The following is a 21,988-nucleotide window of genomic DNA, read 5'->3' on the forward strand; positions in this document are numbered from 1 at the left end:
AACATAATACTAATAACAACAATTACTATTAGCATACAAATATCATTCAAGGGGATTACCATGCACTATCTTCATCGTAGTGGTCTACGCAGGCATCTTCTCTCTGCGGCCATTGCCAACACTTGTGCTGCGACACTATTCGCAGCACCGGCTGTGCTCGCTCAAGGCACTGCTGAAAATAGCGACACAAGAGCCACACTGCCTACCTTACAAGTAACCGAAAGTCGTCTCTATGAAGAAGCAACGGGGCCTGTACAAGGTATTGCAGCCACTCGCAGCGCAACAGGCACCAAAACCGACACACCTATTATTGAAACGCCACAGTCTATCTCAGTGGTCAGCAGTCAAGAATTCCGCAATTATGGTGCGCGGAACGTCAACCAAGCGCTAGGCTATACTGCGGGCGTGGCAAATTCTTATGGCGGGGGAGGTGCTGATACAACCCATGACAGCATGATGATTCGCGGCTTCAGCGTGCATACTGGTTACCGGGATGGCAGCAAATATCAAGCCAATACCTTTGATGGCCAGCAGGAATTGTATGGTCTGGAACGGCTGGAGGTACTAAAGGGGCCATCGTCAATTCTCTATGGCGTGGCGTCTCCTGGGGGGTTGATCAATGCGGTCAGTAAGCGCCCTATCAGCGAACCTTTGCGCGAAGTTAATCTACAGGTAGGCAGTTTTGATCGGCGTCAGGTCTCTGCAGACTTCTCCGACTCCCTGGATGAAGAAGGGCAGTTTTCTTACCGCTTAACCATGCTCCGCCGCGATAGCAATACCTTTATCGACCATGTGCCGGATGATCGCACCTACATCGCACCTGCTTTTAAGTGGCAACCAAACGAGGGTACCTCGCTAACCCTACTCAGCGAGTATCAGCGGGACGAGACGACTTATGTCTATGGGTTACCCGCCAGCGGCACCATTCTACCCAACCCCAACGGCGATATCCCTCGGGAGCGATTCGTTGGCGAGCCCGGCTTCGATGACTACGATAACGAAAGCTATTCCCTTGGCTATTTGTTCGAGCACGATTTCTCCAATAGATTGAAATTGCGCCACAATTTGCGCAGTTTCCACTCTGATCGAGACTATGACCTCACTAGTATTGTTCAGAGCCCTGAGAGCTCAGCTGGACGTCACTATTCCAGAACTGCATTTGATCGGCGTGATGCCTCCAGGGCACTCTCTTCCGACACGTCCTTGCAGTATGACTGGGGGTACGGAGCGACTGACAACACTACTCTGGTCGGCCTCGACTATGTCCGCCAACGTCACGAAACCGAACGTTACCAGCAAACCGCCCCTTCTCTAGATCTCTATAATCCTATTTATGGAAGCGGCAAACTCGGTGAGCGTATTCCTCTTGATTACTCCCTAGTCAACCACAAAGAACAGGTGGGTCTGTATCTTCAGAACCAGATGAAGATTGCCGATCAATGGGTGTTCATGCTTGGAGGGCGTCAGGACTGGATCGACACAGAATCCTCGCGGTACTTCGATCCATCCCAAGGATCGCAGCAGGATGACAATGCCTTCACCGGCCGCGTTGGATTCGTTTATTTGGCCGATAACGGCTTGGCTCCCTTTGCCAGCTTCAGTCAATCCTTTGAAGTAGCGACTGGCAGCGACCGCAGCGGCAATCAGTTCGAGCCCACCCGAGGGGAACAGTTTGAAGCAGGCATTCGCTATCAGCCCGAAGGGGGCGATACCATGCTCACCGCTAGCGTTTATGAATTAACTCAGGAAAACGTGCTAGTTGCTGATCCGGTGGATACCAGCTTCCAAGCACAAATAGGCGAGGTGCGCTCTCGCGGCGTCGAGCTGGAAGCCAAAACAGAGATAGGCCTTAACGCTAATCTGGTCGCAGCCTATGCATATACCGATGCGCGTACAACGAAAAGCAGTCCAGCTACTCCCGACAAAGTCGGCGAGCGAACCGGTCAAGCACCCTATAACCAATTCTCATTATGGGGTGATTACCGCTTTGGCAATTTTGGTTTACCTAGCCTGAAGCTGGGCGCTGGCGTACGTTATGTTGGCTCAACGCTTCCTAACGCCTATCTTGATGGAAAAGTCTCTGGTTTTACCCTTTTTGACGCCATGGTTAGCTATGAGACAGGATCATGGTTGCTCTCGTTAAATGCGACCAACCTTACTGACAAAACCTATATCGAGTCCTGCACCTTCGCTTGTTACTACGGAGAACCTCGCAGTATCGTCGGCACGGCGTCCTATCAGTGGTGACCGGAGGTAATCGCAACACATCATGTTGGGATGTGATCATTAGACGACGAACGTAGAAAAACCATCCTACGCTTCATGCATAAAAAAACAGCGGTCAGACCACCCCTGGCCGCTGTAACTTTGTCTAATAACTGGCCTTGCTCTTAAACATGGACAATTAACAACCATCATGACGCCTCTTTATACGCAAAACACAGGAATAATAGTGAAACATAAAAGTGATATTATCTATCGTTCTATTCGCTATAAAAAAACTCCCTTATCAGTCGCCTTGCTAATCGGTTTGTTAATTAGCAATTTTTCGATGGCAAGCGATGATAACAGCGTAGCCCCTTTAGCAACCTTTGATTTCGCAATCGCCGAAACACTCACCGCGATTGGTCACCCGCCTGGCTTTCTATCAGGTCTCACAGAGTACGAGACATATTTACGTCATGATGGCATTCTCCCCAGTGCGACTAACCTCGGCCGTAGGCACTTTCCTAACTTTGAGCTTCTTGCAAGCCTTCCACCAAAACATATTTTGATTTCACCTCCTCTCCATATCAACTTACTACCCAAGCTCAGAGAAATTTCTAGTATTAAGGAGTACCCAATTTATAACTTTTCCGATAGTAATGATGATCAGAACCACTGGGAAATAGTAGAGGAATTGACTCGTCAGCTTGGTATCCTAGTCAATGATCCTGACGCATCGGAGCGCTATATTAATCAAATCAATCACCAATTTGACGATTTAAAAAGACAGCTTAATAGCATCGACGAACCTTTATTAATAGTTCGTCTAGTGGATGAGCGTCATGCCCGTGTTTTTGGTAAAGGAGGCGTTGAAGGCATGGTGCTAATTCGCCTTGGTCTCCAGAACGCTTGGCAGGATGATATGGGTCAATGGGGAATTACGAATGCTAGTGTAAGCTCTCTCTTTAACATCGATGCTAAAATTATATTTCTTGAAAGCCCCTTCGACCCCGCTGGATTTCAGGAGCAACTACTCTCTGATGGTCAGTGGAGACACCTCCCAAGCGTAAAACAAAATAACTATGTAATTCTACCGCTCAACTATTGGCAATGGGGAGGGTTTCCCTCAGCTCTACGCTTCGCCAACAACCTTGTTAGCCATGTTATTGAAGGTGGCAAAGCCAACAGTACTGTCGAAGCAAACCCATGAATATGCTAACAATATATAAAGAGTGGCAACAGGAGGAAAAACGAAAAGCAATTAGACGTTTATCAGACTTCGAACCTTATCGTTGAAAAAAGAAAATGCAGCATCCAACTTATTTACAGCCATCAGTAGCCTATTATAAAACTCGATAGCCACTTCTCTCCTATCTCGCTCGCTGATATCAACGAGCTTTTTTAACAATCCAATAAAAGTCTGGACTTTAATTATAAAGACAACAGGCCAATTTATGAAAAACATTACTCAACGGTCTGAGCTAATACTTAGCAAAACTACTATGGAGACCCTAGAAACTATACTCATCAGTTGACATTTAGCTACTAGAAATAACAGAGGCTGTGATTATACTGGCATTCCGAGTTCTTAATACATTAACATTCTTGCGACGTCACGGCATCTGACATTACATGCGGATCATACCTAACATCACCAATTTCTTCGACACTGTTTAATCTCAGACAAAGCTAACCGTTAGCGAGTAATAGAATAAAAACACCGGCAATGGATCGCCTGGAGACTCAAGATCGCCTGTAAATCAGGCCTCCGGCTACCCTGCCCGGCTAACAAATTACCGCAGTTGACATCACTGTGCTTCGAAGCACAAACATCTCCCCGCCCAGCAAGATACTGTAAATACCTGCCGTTAGGTGCGAGATGTATTAGTTCACACGCCATACAGACAGTAGCAATAGCGTGGTTGCCAACCTGGCCTAATAGCACTCGGCCATGGCTGCTTCTCGCGTGCCGCCTAAGATTGTTCTCCCGCACCAGAGCCAGCAAAAGCCACCGGTGCGTACATGACCAACTGTACCAGTCCTAAAGTGCAATCACTAAAGAGCTGGCAGTCCAAAGAACCACCAACACTCAATAGCCATCTTTAAGACAGATCTCTAAGAGGAAGGCTCGACGACCCTCAACACCTCCGCACAGTGATCGACGATCCAGGCTAACTCCTCGTGATAGATCGCCTGCAACCTCGCTATAGTTTCCGAATCAAAAACACGAGTGCTGTAGATCCACTTACTGGTGAATACCCCCTTGTGTACGTGAGAAACCAGTTCTAGCCAGTTCGCCAAAGGCATTTCATCGCTGCGCTCGCGCCCTTTGCGGTTACCGTCGTCGTACACCTCCCAAAGTCGATTCTCGGTGGCCTCACCGCCAAACTGGCCGAGATAGTTGACATTGATCCGAGCCCGGTTGTCGGGTAACTCGGGGACACTGTCCTGCCTCTGCAGGTATCGCAGCACCCCATAGCCCAGCCCCTTAAGGGGCACTGCCTGGCGGCGTTCCCGAATCCGAGCGATGGTTTCGGCCGGGCTTTCATCGGCGGCCGTCAGCCGTAGAGGGTAGATAGAGGTGAACCAACCCACCGTGCGCGATAAATCAATATCGGCCTCGCCAGCCTCACGACCATGTCCCTCCATATTGACCAGGAAGTCGCGCTCGCCAGTCCAGCGCCACAGAGTCCTCGCCAGCGCCGCCAGTAGCAAGTCGTCAATCGTTGCCGAGTAAGCATTGGGCGCGTCCCTGAGCAGACGCTGCGTGCGCTCAGCGCTCAGGCGTCTTTCGTGATGCGCCACATCGCCGAAGATACCCGGTGGAGTGTCGCCATCCACGGGTAGATCGGCGACATCGGCCAATTGCGCCCGCCAGTAATCGGCCTCGGCAGCCAGAACAGGCGACGCTGCCAGTTCATGCAGGTGGCGCGACCACTGTGATAATGGAGAAGTCCGAGGCGGCAGTTCTACCATCTCGTCACGGCTCAAGGCGGCATAGATTCGAGCCATGTCCTCAAGCAAAACACGCCAAGATACACCATCGATAACCAAGTGATGAGCAACGATCAGCAGGCGTTCCTCGTCCCCTTTGATGACGATGTGCACAAAGCGCACGACACACCCACTCGCAATATCCAAGCTACGCTGCGCCGCATCAGCGATGGCCGAGATCTCCCCAACATCCGCCACTTCGTGATAGTTCACCAATTCGAGAGCCTGAGCATCGCCGTACGCCTGCGACCATCCTCCATTATTATCCGTACGGAAATACATACGCAGCGCTTCGTGATGAGCAATGATGTGATGCGCCATACCAGCCAGCGCCTTGCGGTTGATCGCTGCCTTAGGGCGCAACATGATGGACTGGTTGAAGTGATCGCGAGAAGTGTTAATGGTTTGGAAGAACCACTGCTGGATTGGCGTCAATGCGAAAGGACGGTCATTGTCGACCACTGCTTCCCCAGCCGAAACTGAGTCGGCCGTCTGCTCGCCGCAGTGTTCGAGCAGCGCCCGAATGGTCTGATAACGCATCAGATCTCGCAGCCTAAGGGCAATCCCTAAATCCGCCTGACGGATTCGTGAGATCAACTGCAGACTGAGGATCGAATCTCCACCCAGTTCGTAGAAATTATCCGTCTCACCGACGCACTCAATCCCAAGTAACTCTTGCCAGATCGCGGCCAGCCGCTCGGCTTGAGGCGATGCCGGAGCAACGAATTCTCGCTGCGTATCCGCCTGCGGTGCGGGCAGCGCAGCGCGGTCAAGCTTACCATTAACCATCCGCGGCAGGCCGCCGAGCGTCATCAGGTGCGCTGGCACCATGTACTCGGGTAGGGTGTTGAGTAGATGACGCTTGACCCGTTCGCTTAGCCCACCAGCAGCGCTTTCCATTCGTGCCACCAGATAGGCGACCAGACGTGGCGCCCCTTGTGCATCGTGTAACGCGACGGCAACATCGGCAACGCCATCAATACTGCGTATCGCTGATTCGATCTCGCCCAGCTCGATACGGAAGCCACGTACCTTGACCTGATCATCGAGACGCCCTAAGTATTCGAGGTTGCCGTCTGCCAGCCAGCGCACCCGGTCACCAGTGCGATACAGTCGTCCGCCATCAGCAGCGAAGGGGTCAGCCACGAAGCGTTCTGTCGTCAATGCACTACGCCCCAAGTAGCCACGCGCCAGACCGTAGCCGCCGATATACAATTCTCCCGCCATACCTCGCGGCACGAGGTTCAGATCAGTATCCAGTACATACAGCGCACGCTCACCGACTGGGCGACCGATCGGAGCGTAGTCTCCATCAAAGCTTGCCTCAGCAGGGGACTGCCATAACAGTGGTGTAACCACCGTCTCGGTAGGGCCATAGCCGTTGATGAAACGCTTGGCGGAAAGGACCTTACGCGCCTTGTCGAAAGCCGCCTTGGGCATCGCCTCGCCACCAAACACGTAGAGTTCAACCATAGGCGCTGCCGCTCCGCTGTCGACCCAATCAACGAGCTGATTAAGATAGGCTGGAGGCAAGGCCACGCTGTCGACGCAATGTTCACGCAGCGCAGTACAGGTCAGTTCAGGGGCCCACAGCTCGTCGTCGCGCAGCACCAAGCTTGCGCCACTACATAATGCGGTCAGCCAGCGCTCGTGAGCTCCATCAAAGGCGAACGACATAAAGTGCAGCTCGCACGCGCTGGACGGTAGCGCATAGCGTTCAGCGATAGCTTGACAATGCATGGCCAGCGGCCCGTGGGCGACACCAACGCCCTTGGGAGTCCCTGTGGATCCAGAAGTGTAGATCACGTAGGCCAGGGCCTGTTCAGGAACTGCTAGGCACGGATCACTGTCAGCGTAATCGGTCAAGTGCAGACTATCCCAGGTCAGGCACGCTACCGCAGGTTTAGGTAAGGCGGCCAGCACCTCTCCCTCACTGATCAAAAGCACCATACCACTGTCACGCATCATGAATGCCAGCCGCTCGCCGGGATAGGCGGGATCTAACGGTAAATAGGCGGCTCCTGCCTTAAGTACCGCCAGAAAGCTAACCAGGATATCCGGAGAACGCCGCATGGCCACACCAACGATGTCACCACATCTTATGCCGCGCTCGAGTAGGCAGTGCGCTAGGCGATTGGCCCTAGCATCAAGCTGAGCATAATCCAGCCTCCACTCCCCCATCGACACAGCGAGAGCATTAGGGCGTTTGACTGCATGGCGGGCTATCCAGCTGTGCACCCGAGCGTCGTCATCAGACGTCGAACCAGTCGATCCCCTGCCCAGTTCAACGAGCCGATGACGATCCGCGTCGGCCTGCCAGTTGAGCGTTCCGATCCGTCGCATGGGATCAGCGACCATTTGCTGGAGAACTGCCTCCAGGCTGCAACGCATATTCTCGGCGACATCATCAGCGAACTTTTCGCGACTGTAGCAGTACTCAACCTCGACCGACTCACCAACCGTCACCTGCAGATCCATGGCGTAGCCAGTAATCCCTTCACCCTGTGCATTACCAAACTCCAGCCCATAGCGCTGGGTATTGCGCAGCGCCTGGTCAATAGGATGGTTCTCGAATACGATAATGCTGTCGAACAACGCACGCCCCGACTGCCCCCCCCAACGCTGAATAGTCGCCAGTGACACGTGCTCGTATTCGCGCACACGGAGATTGGTACGCTGCACACGCTGTAACAGGCTCGCTACGCTATCCTTCGCTTCAATTTTCAGGATGATGGGTACCGTGTTGATGAACAGCCCCAGCATCTCCTCCACTCCCTCCAGGTCAGGTGGTCGCCCAGAGACTGTGGCACCGAAGACGATATCCTCACGCTCGCCGTATAACTTCAGAACCAGTCCCCACGCCGCCTGCACGAGCGTATTCAGCGTCACGTGCTGATCCCGCGCGGCATCCATCAGCGTTCGTGTCGTGCCACGATCGAAATGCGTGTAGATCTTGGCGAACCCGCGCCGATCACTGGATGTTTTCTGTGCATCCGCCAGTAGCATCGGCCCAGACAAACTCTGCAGTTCCTCTGCCCAGAAGCTCCGCGCGGCCTCCTCGTCTTGATCATACATCCAGCGGATGAAGCGACCATACACTGACCCCAGCGGAGATAATGACTCACCGGCGTACAGCGTCAACCATTCCCCCAGCAGCCGCGAATCCGACCAACCATCCGAGAGAATATGATGTTGCGTCCATATCAGCCGGTAGCGATTATCCTCCAAATGGATCAAGCGGATTTTTGACAGAGGTGGCTTCAACCAGTTTATTTCCCTGACAAGCTCCTGTCGTGCATAGTGGTTCAGATCCTCCTCTACAGTGTCTCCCGCATCACGCCAGTCCATCACCTCTACATCGGGGGTGGCTTGTTTGAAGACGATTTGCAACGGGCGTTCCATGCCCGGCTGCCACAGAAAACCTGTGCGCAGTATCGGCTGCCTGGTGACCATCTGTTGCCAAGCTTCGATAAGACGGTCAACATTCAGGCCAACAACATCGACATTGAGTTGATTGATGTACAGCCCTTCTCCTTCCGCCTCGAGCGAATGGAACAGCATGCCCTCCTGAGTGGGTGACAGCGGATAGACGTCCTCAATCTCTTCCGGTGCGGGGGCGTCGATATTATCCAACTGCGCGCGATCCAGGTAATCTGCCAAGCTCTCGAGCAACGCCTCGGCATGCTCGGGCGGCGTAGCCTCGACGGGATCAGCGACCATCGCCAGCTTCGTCACGCTCTGATACTCAAAGACTTGACGAGGAGTAATCATCCAACCGGCCCGGTGTAACCGAGAGACGATCTGCAGGCTGAGAATCGAATCCCCGCCCAGCTCGAAGAAGTTGTCGTGACGGCCGACTCGTTCAACGCCCAATACTTCTGACCAAATTACCGCTAACGCTTCTTCCACCTCACCTTGAGGCGGCTCGTACTCCGAGCCACTGACCAAATCCGGTGCAGGCAAGGCCTTGCGATCCACCTTCCCATTAGCATTCAGCGGCAGCTCATCGAGGGTGACCACAACTCCCGGCACCATATAATCCGGTAGCTTTTGGCCCAGCGATTCACATAGCGAGCTGGTGTCGAGTTCACTGTCGGCTTGGGGAACCACATAGGCCACCAACCTGGAACCATTGGGGCCTTCTTGAGCGACCACTACTGCCTCGCGAACTTCCGGCTGAGTTAATAGTTCGGCTTCGATCTCACCCAATTCGATCCGCAAGCCACGGATTTTCACCTGATGATCAAGGCGACCCAAGTACTCGAGCTGGCCATCCGCCCGCCAGCGCACCAGATCACCCGTGCGGTAGAGGCGTTCGCCCTGCGCAAACGGATCAGCGACAAAACGTTCTGCGGTAAGGTCAGGCCGGTGCAGATAGCCCCGCGCCAAACCAATACCCCCGAGATAGAGTTCACCTGCGACTCCGGGCGGTGCCAAGTTAAGATCGCCATCCAATACGTAAGTGCGGATACCGGCGATCGGTTGGCCGATAGCTACCTGGTTACGCCCATCGTCTTGGCAAGTCCAGTGGGTAACATCAATGGCCGCTTCGGTGGGGCCATAAAGGTTGTAGAGTGCCACTTGAGGTAAGCGGGCAAATACCTGATTCTGCAGCTCCGCAGGCAGCGCTTCACCACTGCATACCAAGCGTGTCAGGCTGGTGCAAGCTTCTACCTCGCCATGGGTCAGGAAGGCTTGAAGCATCGATGGTACAAAGTGCAGCGTGGTGATCTTGTGGGTGCGAATCAGCTCAACCAGCTGTGCCGGTTCGCGATGGGCGCCTGGTGGCGCCATCACCAGCCGTGCCCCCTGCATCAGCGGCCAGAAGAATTCCCATACCGACACATCAAAGCTGAATGGTGTTTTCTGTAGCACCGCATCGTCGGTTGTTAACCCATAGACCTCCTGCATCCACTGTAGGCGATTGGTCAGTGCATGGTGACGGTTGGCGGCGCCCTTGGGTCGCCCGGTGGAACCGGAGGTGTAGATCACATAAGCAAGATTTTCGCCGTGCAGGGCCACGTTCGGATTGGTAGGCGCGTGGTGAGCAACCTCCAACCGATCCAAATCAATGACGTTCAGCCCATCTGCCACCGGCAACGCATCGCGCAGATGTTGCTGGGTAAGCAACAGCTCAATGCCACTGTCCTCGACCATATAGGCCAACCGATCGCTCGGATAATCTGGATCTAGTGGCACATAAGCACCACCCGCCTTGAGAATAGCCAGCAGCCCTACCGCCATCTCAATGGAGCGCTCAACAGCAATACCCACCCGGGTCTCAGGTTTTACGCCTAGACCGATCAGATAGTGAGCCAACTGGTTGGCGCGGGCATTGAGATCGTTGTAGTTGAGCGACTGATCTTCAAATACTAGTGCCATGGTCTCTGGGGTTGCAGCAGCCTGCTGCTCAATCAACTGATGGATTGGTTGGGCATTGAGATGCTGGTATGAGCTCACCCCCCACTCTCTCAACAGCTGCTGCTCGTTCTTTCCTAGCAGGCTAATCTCACTGATCGCTTGCTTAGATGCATTTTGCAAGCTATCCACTATGCCATCCACAGCAGCTCTCATATAAGCACAGAGCCGCTGCCCACCAATCGTGCGGTTTACCTGCCCTACCAGTTGGAAGCCATCTCCCAGATCATCTACCGCCATAGTGATTGGGTAGTTGGTGCGCTCCTGGCCGCCTAGAGTCTCCATCCCCTCCCAAGTAGGGGCGACACTCTCGCCCCGTTGAGGCGCAGCCTGGCGGTAGTTCAGCAAGCTCGAGAACAACGGAGCGCCGCCAGGTAAGCCACTGCAACGCTGCGCTAGGCCAAGACTGGCATGTTCATGGTGCAGTAGTTCAGAGAGAGCATCATGAGTTTGCCGTAAGCATTCATCGACAACTTGAGAACCCAGTGTAATGCGCAACGGCAGCGTATTAATAAATACCCCTAGCGCTCGCTCAGCGCCTTCGATGCCTTGCATACGTCCAGAAAGCACCGTGCCAAACACCACATCGTCCTTGCCGGTGGCTTTGGCAATTACCAGCGACCAGGCGAGATGGAAGAAGGCCGCCGCGCTGACGCCGTGGCGCCGAGCCTGATCGCGAATCGCCGCCGCCAGTTCGCCGTCAATCACCAGGCGCTGCTCGTCGATGTCATCACCGTTACCCATAACGTCGTTGAGACCGAAGGGCAGCGTACCCTCGTCAAGATCGCCAAAGCGACGGTGGAAGTAAGCCTGGTGTTCGCTGTCAGACACACCCAAGCGAGCCTGAGCGATGAAATTGCGGAATGGCAGGGGCTCGGGCAGCTCCGCAAAACGCCCCTGTTCAATCAGCGCGATCTCTTTGACGGCCTGCTTGACTGTCATGTTGTCATCGATTAAGTGATGGATAAGTAGCTGCAGTAGGCACTCGCCATCGGTCGTGTCCTCGATAGCCACGGCTCGCATCAAGGGCGCCTGGCGCACATCGATCCGGCAACGACCAGGATCGGCGGCGTGACGCAACCGTTCCAAGGTAGGCAGCATTAAGTCTTCAGTGTCGTCGCTGCTCTTCTTGAGCCACTCCACCACCAGCGGTGCTTGGCGGAGAACAACCTGTACCCGTTCGTCGAGCCCTTCCCAGAAAAAAGCAGTGCGCAGGATGTCGTGACGCGCCATCACTTGGTTAAAACCATCGATGAAACTCGCCATGCGGGCGCGGTCGTCGAAACGCATGGTGTATGAAGTGATGTAAGCGTCACGCTCGGCGTGCAGCAGATGATGAAAGAGGATGCCCTCCTGTAGCGGCGCTAGAGGATAAATATCCTGAATGTTGGCGCCACCACCCGGCACCGTCGATTCAATGCGCGCGATCGATTCCCGGTCGAGCGATACTAGGGGTAGCATCCAGGGCTCGATGGTTTCACAGTGCTCAGGAATTAGGTTGGGCGGAACCTCCACCTTACGGAGGTTGTTCGCCGCTTCTAGCACTTGCGCGAAATCGCTTAGACGCGGGTGCTCAAACAACTCACGGATGGCGATGTCCCGGCCACGTTCTCGCAAACACGCAATCAGCCGCAGCGCGAGCAGCGAATGCCCGCCCAACTCGAAGAAATTATCGTGGCGGCCGACACGCTCGATTTCCAGCACCTCACACCAGAGCGCTGCCAGGCTGACTTCCCACTCGCTGCACGGTGCCTCGAACTCGCCATTCCCGGTGCCAATGTCGGGATCGGGCAGCGCAGCACGATCAAGCTTGCCATTGGCGGTTAACGGCAGAGCGTCCATGGCGACTAGCGCGCTGGGTATCATATGGTCGGGGAGATGGTGACTCAGCCGTTTGCGCAGTACCTGAGTGTCGACTTCAGCCACGGCCTCAACTATATACCCAACCAGCCGGTCACCTCCCGGCCCTGAACAAGCCACAACCACAGCATCACGAATTTCCGGCTGAGCCAACAGGCAGGCCTCGATTTCACCGAGCTCGATACGGAAACCGCGGATCTTAACTTGCTGGTCGCCACGCCCCAGATACTCGAGTTGGCCGTCATCACGCCAGCGCCCTAAGTCGCCGGTGCGATATAACCGCCCACCTTCACTATCGAAAGGGTTGGCAACAAAGCGTTCGGCACTCAAACCGGCGCGCTTGAGATAGCCACGGGCAAGTCCTGCGCCCGACACGAAGAGCTCGCCGACAACGCCGATCGGCACGCGATTAAGGTCGTTATCCAGCACTTCGATACCGAGGTCGGGGATGGCGACACCCACCGGACTACGCTGACCCTGCAGATCTGCGGCGATGATCGGGCGATAGGTAACGTGAACCGTCGTTTCGGTGATGCCATACATATTGATAAGGCGCGGATGCGTATCGCCGAAGCACTCGATCCATGGCCGCAACATTGCAGGCTCCAGGGCTTCGCCGCCGAAGATGACAAACCTCAGAGCGAGATCCTTGCGTGTTTGGATACCGGGTACGTTGATTAATTGACGGAAGGCTGATGGCGTTTGGTTGAGTACCGTCACTTGTTCCCGGCATAGCAGCTCGAGGAATTCTTCGGGGGAGCGGCTGACCCAGAACGGCACCACGACCAACTTGCCGCCCGTGCAAAGGGCACCGAATATCTCCCATACCGAGAAGTCGAAGGCATAGGAATGAAACAGTGTCCAGGTGTCTTGCCCGGAAAAATCGAACCACCTCGCCGTAGCATCAAGTAATCGCGTCACATTGGCGTGACACAGCTGCACACCTTTAGGCTGGCCGGTAGAGCCTGAGGTATAAATGACATAGGCGAGGTTGTCACCACTCAGTACTAACCTAGGGTTGTGCGCTGGTCGCTCTGTAACGTCCAGGCTATCTAATGCGATAGCAGTTAACTCTTCGCGCTGTGGGAGCTTCGTCGTTAGTCCCGATTGGGTCAGCAGCAGCTCAATGCCGCTGTCTTCGATCATATAAGCGAGCCGCTCGGTGGGGTAATCCGGATCCAGCGGCACATAGGCGCCACCCGCCTTGAGAGTAGCCAGTAGCCCCACCACCATCTCGATGGAACGCTCCATGGCGATGCCCACCCGGGTTTCAGGTTTTACGCCTAGATCAATCAGATAGTGGGCCAAGCAATTGGCGCGGGCATTGAGTTCGGAGTAGCTAAGTGACTGATCTTCGAATACTAACGCGGTCTTCTCAGGGGCCGCCGCAGCTTGGCGCTCAATCAAATGGTGGATAGGCGAAGCATCGGGATACTGTTGAGAGCTTTCCCCCCATTTCTGCAATTGAAGGTGCTCGTCTTTATCAAGCAGCTCAATATCGCTCAATGCACTCTCTGGCATCTCAGCCAATGCCTTTAGGATGGCGGCATAGTGCTGTGCCAAACGCTCTATAGTGGCTGGTTCGAACAGTTCCTCAGCGTAAACAAAGCTTGCCTCCAGGCAACCATTCTTGCGCTCTACCACATCAAGAGTCAGCTCAAACTGCGCCTCCTTCTTCTCTAGTGGCCAACTGCCCAGTTCCAACCCTGGTAGCGTCTGCAGTGCGCCATGATCCTGGCGTTGGTGATTGAACATCACCTGGAACAGTGGTGTGTGACTCAGGCTGCGCTCAGGCTGCAGTGCCTCCACTAACTGTTCGAAGGGTAGATCCTGATATTCCTGCGCCCCCAGTGCTGTACGCTTGCCTTGTTCCAGTGCCTCGGCCAAGCTCTGGCGACCATTCAACTGGTTGCGCAATACCTGGGTATTAACGAAAAAACCCACCACTCCCTGGGTTTCCGTTCGGTGACGGTTGGCGATCGGTACACCGACCCGAATATCTTCCTGCCCGGTATAGCGATACAGCAGCGCTTGGAAACCTGTCAGTAGCGTAATGAACAGGGTGGCACCCTGCGCCTGGGTTAGCTGGCGGAGCCCGTTAATCAGTGATTCCGGGAGCACTATTTGGTGGCGCGCAGCGTGATAATGTCCATCGTTGCGACGCGGTCGATCAGTTGGCAGTTGCAGTACCGGATGTTCGTCACCCAGTTCCGCCTGCCAGTAGGCGAGTTGGCGCTCCTTCTCGCCCGCCTCCATCCATTGGCGCTGCCATAGCGCATAATCAGCGTACTGAATCGGCAAGGCTGGTGGCTGCCAGGCCTCTCCTGTCACTCTAGAAGCGTAATCTGCGGAAAACTCGTTGATGATCAACTGCATCGACCAGCCATCAGAGACGATGTGATGCATGACCACGACCAGAAGGTGCTTCTCTTCTGCTAAGCGTAGTAGCCCCACCCGTAACAGCGGCCCCTGTTCTAGATCGAAAGGGTCATTGCAAAGCCGATCAATCTGATTGTCTATCGCTGCTTTTCGCTCTCCCTTGGGCATATGAACTAGATCAACTTCGTGCAATACGAAGTTGCTCTCGGCCTGCAGCACTTGCATTGCACCACCCTCGCCATCGTCACGGAACACCGTGCGTAATGCCTCATGACGAGATATCAAAGCGGCGAAGCTACTCCGCAGTGCCTCAGGATCCAGCGAGCCATTGAGAGTCAGAGCACCAGTAATATGATAGGCGCTACTTTGAGGATCAAGACGCCAAAGAAACCACTGGCGAAGTTGGGCATAGGAGGCTGAGCAAATGTTCTGTTGCGATTCAGGGCGGTCAAGAATGGGAAACTGACCGATGCCCAACCCTTGAGTACGAATTTTGTCGTAAACCACGCGGCGTTGTTCGACTGACAATCTGGTAAAACGCTCCGCAATACGACGGGTATCGATGTGACTCATTGAACGGTATCCATGCTGTCGATGAAGGAATCAATGTCGGAGAGCGACTGCTCAAAGGAGGATTCACTGTTTAGTGCAGCAATACATTTTGCTAAGTCGCGAAGTAGTGGGTGTTTAAACACTTCAGAGATTTTGAGCTCAACTTGCATGTCAGCTTGAACGCGAGCCACCATCTGCACAGCAAGTAGCGAGTGCCCCCCAGCTCGAAGAAATTATCGTGACGGCCAACACGCTCTACGCTCAATACTTCAGACCAGATCTCTGCTAAGACTTCTTCCACTCGACCCTGAGGTGGCTCGAACTGCGATCCACTAGCTAAATCCGGCTCGGGCAACGCCTTGCGATCCACCTTGCCATTGACATTCAGCGGCAGTGCTTCAAGCCTGACCACAACACCCGGTACCATATAGTCCGGCAGTCGTTGCCCCAGCGCTTCACGTAGTGAGCTGGTGTCGAGCTCACTACCGACTTGAGGGACCACATAAGCGACTAACCTAGAACCACCGTGGCTTTCTTGAGCGACTACTACTGACTCGCGAACCTCAGGCTGAGAGAGCAGTTCGGCTTCGATCTCGCCCAGTTCGATACGCAGGCCGCGAATCTTCACCTGGTGATCAAGACGGCCCAGGTACTCAAGCTGGCCATCCTCCCGCCAGCGCACTAGGTCACCAGTGCGATAGAGGCGCTCTCCCTCCGTGAACGGATCGGCGATAAAGCGCTCCGCTGTCAGATCACTGCGATTGAGATATCCACGGGCAAGGCTTACACCACCGAGATGGAGCTCTCCCGCAACGCCCTGTGGTACTAGGTTCAGTTCACCATCCAAGACGTAGGTTCGGGTACCGCTAATGGGCCGCCCAATGGGGATCTGGCGATGAGCCTCATCTCGGCACCACCAGTGAGTAACATGGATGGTGGTTTCGGTGGGGCCATAGAGATCATGCAGGTGGACACCATCAAGGCACTCAGCCACATCTTGCTGTAGCGTGGCTGGAACGGCCTCGCCACCGCACATAATATGCTTGAGCCGCGTCTTGGCCTTAATATCAGGATAAGCCAGGAAGGCCTTGAGCATTGAGGGCACAAAATTGAGCGTAGTAACGCCGTGCCGCTGGATGAGCTCGATGATACGCTCGGAATCCCGATGATCGCCCGGCTGAGCGATCACCAAACGTGCCCCAACACTCAGCGGCCAGAAAATCTCCCATACAGAGACGTCGAACCCGAATGGCGCCTTATGCAGTACGGCATCACTATCGGTGAGCTGGTAGGTCTCCTGCATCCAGACCATGCAGTTGGTCAGGGCATCATGGCGGATGGCAGCGCCCTTGGGCCGACCGGTAGAGCCCGAGGTGTAAATTACATAGGCGAGATGCTCGCCATGCAACGTCACCGCTGGACTGGTAGAAGCGTGATGTGCAACGTCCAGCCGATCTAGCTCAACAACGCTTAGACCATCAGCTACCAGCAATGATTCGCGCAAGTGCTGCTGAGTCAGCAGCAGCTCGATGCCACTATCGTCGGCGATGAAGGCCAGTCGCTCCGAGGGATACTCGGGATCCAGCGGCACATAGGCGCCCCCCGCCTTGAGAATCGCCAGCAGCCCTACCACCATTTCGATGGAGCGTTCCATGGCGATGCCCACTCGAGTCTCGGGCTTCACGCCTAGACCAATCAGATAGTGGGCTAGCTGGTTGGCACGAGCGTTGAGTTCAACGTAGCTGAGCGACTGATCTTCAAATACTAGCGCCGTAGCGGCTGGGGTTGCCGCGGCCTGGCGCTCGATCAATTGATGGATTGGCTGAGCATCGGGATGCTGGTAGGAGTTCACCCCCCACTCGCTCAACAGCTGTTGCTCGTTCTCCCCTAACAGGCTAATCTCGCTTAGCGCCTGCTGCGGCGCATTTTGCAGGCTTGCTACGATGCCGGCTACAGCCGAACACATATAATCACACAGTCGCTGTGCACCAATCGTGCGACTCACCTGCCCGACTAAATGGAAGCCCTCTCCTAGATCGTCCACTGCCATACCAATCGGATAGTTGGTACGCTCCTGGCCGCCCAGCACTTCCATCCCCTCCCAGTTATGAACGGGACTAGCTTCGTTCTTAGGTGCGCTATAGCGATAGTTAAGTAAACTGGTGAAGAGTGGCATGCCACTAGTTAGTTCACTACAGCGCTGCGCAAGACCAAGGCTAGCGTGTTCGTGATGCAGCAGCGCTGATAGGGACTCGTGGGTTTGTCGTAGGGATTGCTCGATACCTTGGGTGCCCATTTTGATACGCACCGGAAGCGTATTGATAAACAACCCCAGTGCCCGCTCAGCGCCCTCAGTACCCTGCATACGGCCGAACAGCACGGTGCCAAATACCACGTCGTCCCGCCCGGTGGTCTTGCTCAGTACCAACGCCCAAGCCAAGTGGAACAGACTGGCCGTGCTCACACCATGGCGCTGGGCCTGCTGCCGCACCTGCTGGGCTAGTTCCGCAGCCAAAGGAACGCGTACTTCTTCGATATCGCTGCCATCGCCACGAATGTCTAGTAGCCCGAAGGGCGCTGTCGGTTCTTCAACATCGCCCAACCGCTCTCTAAAGAAGGCTTCGTGCTCTTCCAGGCTTACCCCCAGACGCGCCTGCGCTACGAAGTTGCGGAATGGGATCGGCTTGGGCAGTGCGTCCTCGCGGCCTTGCTGGATCAGGGCTATTTCTTCCACCAGTCGCTCGAGGGTGGTGTGATCCATGACGAGGTGATGGCTAGGTAGTTGCAACAACCAGCGGTTTTGCTCAGCATCGTAGGCAGCCACCGCCCGTAGCATCGGCGCTCGGCGCACATCAAGGCGATGGCGCTCAGGATCCACCTCGGCATTCAACCGTTCAGCAACACTTTGTGATGGGATACCATCCACGCTTAGCCATTCGAGGGCTAATTCAGCATGCCGGTAAACCACCTGAACCGGTTCACGCAGGTTCTCCCACAGCACAGCAGTGCGCAGAATATCGTGGCGGGCAACCAGCTGGTTAAAACCATCAATAAATGCTTCCAGCCCCTCCCTGCTATTAAAGCTCAGCAGACGCGGAGTGACATAGGCATCGCCCTCTTCCTGCAGCCTATGGTGGAAGAGAATCCCCTCCTGCAGTGGTGCCAGTGGGTAGATATCCTGAATATTGCTAGCGCCACCGGGCACAGCGGCTTCGACCTCACGAAGCTCTTCGGCATTGAGCTCGATTAGCGTCAACATTTCAGGCTGGAGAATCTGGCAATCCTGAGGGATCAGATTGGGCGGGATGGTAACCTCCGCTTGCTCGGGCGCTTGCATCAACGCTTGAGCCAAGGCTGTTAGTTCCGGGTGTTGGAACAGAGTACGTACCTGCGCCATCAAACCCCGGTGCCGCATTTTCTCAAGCACCTTCAGAGCCAACAACGAATGCCCCCCCAACTCGAAGAAGTTGTCGTATCGGCCCACACGTTCGACGCCAATTACCTCTGACCAGATCTCTGCCAGCGCTTCTTCCACCTCACCTTGAGGCGGCTCGTACTCCGAGCCACTGACCAAATCCGGTGCAGGCAAGGCCTTGCGATCCACCTTCCCATTAGCATTCAGCGGCAGCTCATCGAGGGTGACCACAACTCCCGGTACCATATAATCCGGTAGCTTTTGACCCAGCGCTTCACGTAGTGAACTGGTGTCGAGTTTACTGTCCGATTGGGGAACCACATAAGCGACTAACCTAGAACCACTGGGGCCTTCTTGGGCGACCATCACCGCCTCGCGAACCTCTGGCTGAGAGAGCAGTTCGGCTTCGATCTCGCCAAGCTCAATACGCAGGCCGCGAATCTTCACCTGATGATCAAGGCGACCCAAGTACTCGAGCTGGCCATCCTCCCGCCAACGCACTAGGTCACCGGTGCGGTAGAGGCGTTCGCCCAGCACAAATGGATCAGCAACAAAACGTTCTGCGGTAAGGTCAGGGCGGTGCAGGTAGCCCCGCGCCAAGCCCACGCCACCAAGATAGAGTTCACCCGCGACTCCGGGCGGCGCCAAGTTAAGATCACCATCCAGTACGTAGGTATGGATACCAGCGATCGGTTGGCCGATAGCTACGTGGTTGCGCCCATCGTCTTGGCAAGTCCAGTGGGTAACATCAATGGCCGCTTCGGTGGGGCCATAAAGGTTATAGAGCCCCGTGTGAGGTAATCGAGCCAATACTTGGTTCTGTAGCTCAGCCGGCAGCGCCTCACCGCTACATACCAAGCGTGTCAGACTAGTGCAGTCTTCAACCTTGCCATGAGCCAAGAAGGCCTGAAGCATTGAAGGTACGAAGTGCAACGTGGTGATCTTGTAGGTACGGATCAGCTCGACCAGTTGTGCCGGTTCGCGATGGGCGCCTGGTGGCGCCATCACTAGTCGGGCGCCCTGTATCAACGGCCAGAAGAACTCCCATACAGAAACATCGAAACTGAAGGGTGTTTTCTGTAGCACCGCATCGTCAGCCGTTAGGCCATAGGCATCCTGCATCCACTGTAAGCGATTAGTCAGTGCATGGTGTCGGTTGGCCGCCCCCTTTGGCCGCCCGGTGGAGCCCGAGGTATAAATCACGTAGGCGAGATGTTCACCGTGCAGTGGCACCTGTGGGTTGGTTGACGCATGATGCGTCACATCCAACTGATCCAGTTCAATAACGTTCAGGCTCCCCACAACTGGCAAGATGTCGCGCAGGTGCTGTTGGGTAAGCAACAGCTCAATACCACTGTCCTCGACCATATAGGCCAACCGATCACTCGGATAATCTGGATCTAGTGGCACGTAAGCACCACCTGCCTTGAGAATCGCCAGCAGCCCCACCACCATCTCGATGGAGCGCTCCATGGCGATGCCTACTCGCGTTTCGGGTTGAACTCCCAGGTCGATGAGATAGTGTGCTAGACGATTAGCGCGAGTGTTGAGTTCGGCGTAGATGAGTGTCTGGTTTTTGAATACTAGTGCCGTAGCCTCTGGGGTTGCCTCAGCCTGCCGTTCAATTAGGTGATGGATTGGCTGGGCAGCGGGATGCCGTTGTGTGTTTACACCCCATTCCTTTAATTTTAGCTGTTCATCTTTATCTAGCAGTTCGATATCGCTCAACGCGAGCTCCGGCATCTCTGCCAGCGTCTGTAGAATGACAGTATAGTGCTGAGCTAGACGTTCAATGGTGGTTGCATCAAACAGCTCTTCTGCATAAACGAAGTTTGCCTCCAGGCAACCATCCTTGCGCTCTACCACATTTAGCGTCAGTTCTAACTGAGCTTTTCCCTGCTCCAGCGGCCAGGTACTCAACTCCAGTCCTGGTAGCGTCTGCAGCGATCCATGATCTTGCCGCTGGTGATTGAACATCACCTGGAACAGCGGCGTGTGGCTCAGGCTACGCTCGGGCTGAAGCGCTTCCACTAATTGCTCGAACGGCAGATCCTGATGTTCTTGAGCCCCTAGTGCTGCACGTTTGCCCTGTTCTAGCGCCTCGCTCAAGCTCAGGCGACCATATAGCGTATTGCGCAGCACCTGCGTGTTGACGAAAAGCCCTATCACACCTTGGGTTTCCGTCCGATGGCGGTTGGCAATTGGCACGCCGACCCGAATATTTTCCTGCCCCGTATATCGATACAGCAGCGCTTGGAAACCAGTCAGTAGCGTCATAAACAGGGTGGCGCCCTGAGCTTGGGTTCGCCTGCGCAGCTCGTTTATCAATGACTCAGGGAGCACCATGTGGTGGCGCGCAGCGTGATAATGTCCATCGTTGCGGCGCGGACGATCGGTCGGCAGTTGCAGCACTGGGTGTTCGTCGCCAAGTTCCGTATGCCAGTAGTCGAGCTGGTGCTCTTTCTCGCCAGCCTCCATCCATTGACGCTGCCAGAGTGCATAATCAGCGTACTGAATCGGCAGGGCTGGCGGCTGCCACGTTTCACCCGTTACCCGAGCGGAGTAGTCCGCAGAAAACTCATCGATGATCAACTGCATCGACCAGCCATCGGAGATGATGTGGTGCATTACCACCACCAACAGGTGCTCCTCTTCAGCTAAACGCAGCATCCCCACGCGCAAAAGTGGCCCTTGCTCCAAATCGAAAGGGTCATTGCAAAGCAGAGCAACCTGATTCTCTATCGCTGCCTGGCGTTCATCCTTCGGCATATGAGCTAGGTCAACTTCATGCCATGCGAAGTTGCTCTCGGCCTGCACCACTTGCATCACCTCGCCTGCACCATCATCACGAAACACAGTGCGCAATGCTTGATGGCGAGAGATCAAAGCGGAGAAGCTACCCCACAATGCTTCAGGAACGAGCGCGCCCTTAAGGGTTAGAGCACCCGTAATATGGTAAGCGCTGCTTTGGGGATCCAGGCGCCACAGAAACCATTGGCGAAGTTGGGCAGAGGAGAGTTCACAGCTCTCTTGACTCTTTCGAGGAATGATTGGCAACTTCGAGAAGTCGATACCTTGTTGCCTTAAAGCCTTAAGAAATACGCTCTGCTTATCTCGTGTCAGGTGTGCAAAGCGCTCAGCAATCGTGTGTTTATTGAGTTCCAT

General features: G+C 54.9%; 5 protein-coding genes. 2 read left to right on the forward strand and 3 right to left on the reverse strand.

Going from position 1 to position 21,988, the window contains the following annotated elements; translation table 11 throughout:
- Positions 1-60 precede the first annotated feature (60 nt).
- Both INT20_RS15230 and INT20_RS15235 read left to right on the forward strand, forming a co-directional pair.
- Positions 61-2,247 (forward strand): TonB-dependent siderophore receptor, encoded by a 2,187-nt coding sequence (locus INT20_RS15230; RefSeq protein WP_193057214.1) that lies wholly within the window; start codon positions 61-63, stop codon positions 2,245-2,247.
- A 205-nt stretch (positions 2,248-2,452) separates the two neighbouring features.
- The gene (locus tag INT20_RS15235) at positions 2,453-3,415 is read left to right on the forward strand and encodes an ABC transporter substrate-binding protein (RefSeq protein ID WP_193057215.1); all 963 of its coding nucleotides are present in this window, start codon (positions 2,453-2,455) and stop codon (positions 3,413-3,415) included.
- Positions 3,416-4,320: 905 nt separating this feature from the next.
- Here the strand turns inward: INT20_RS15235 and INT20_RS15240 are convergent.
- From INT20_RS15240 to INT20_RS15245, 3 genes are read right to left on the reverse strand one after another with little or no spacing between them, the layout of a single operon-like run.
- Positions 4,321-15,429 (reverse strand): non-ribosomal peptide synthetase, encoded by an 11,109-nt coding sequence (locus INT20_RS15240; RefSeq protein ID WP_193057216.1) that lies wholly within the window; start codon positions 15,427-15,429, stop codon positions 4,321-4,323.
- A complete protein-coding gene (locus INT20_RS18390; RefSeq protein ID WP_407647906.1) occupies positions 15,426-15,602 on the reverse strand; it encodes a hypothetical protein in 177 nt (58 codons plus the stop codon). The genes INT20_RS15240 and INT20_RS18390 overlap by 4 nt, the downstream gene beginning before the upstream one ends.
- Positions 15,521-21,988: a non-ribosomal peptide synthetase gene (locus INT20_RS15245; protein WP_226912199.1), complete on the reverse strand. Its 6,468-nt coding sequence runs from the start codon at positions 21,986-21,988 to the stop codon at positions 15,521-15,523. Before INT20_RS15245 ends, INT20_RS18390 begins: the two co-directional genes overlap by 82 nt.

The sequence above is a fragment of the Halomonas citrativorans genome (assembly GCF_014898005.1).
GTDB classification, from domain to species: domain Bacteria; phylum Pseudomonadota; class Gammaproteobacteria; order Pseudomonadales; family Halomonadaceae; genus Vreelandella; species Vreelandella citrativorans.

What these genes read in the sequence shown, in the direction of transcription:
- INT20_RS15230 (WP_193057214.1), top strand. Translation starts at nt 61, where the DNA reads ATGCACTATCTTCATCGTAGTGGTCTACGCAGGCATCTTCTCTCTGCG.
- INT20_RS15240 (WP_193057216.1), bottom strand. Translation starts at nt 15,429, where the DNA reads ATGAGTCACATCGATACCCGTCGTATTGCGGAGCGTTTTACCAGATTG.
- INT20_RS18390 (WP_407647906.1), bottom strand. Translation starts at nt 15,602, where the DNA reads ATGGTGGCTCGCGTTCAAGCTGACATGCAAGTTGAGCTCAAAATCTCT.
- INT20_RS15245 (WP_226912199.1), bottom strand. Translation starts at nt 21,988, where the DNA reads ATGGAACTCAATAAACACACGATTGCTGAGCGCTTTGCACACCTGACA.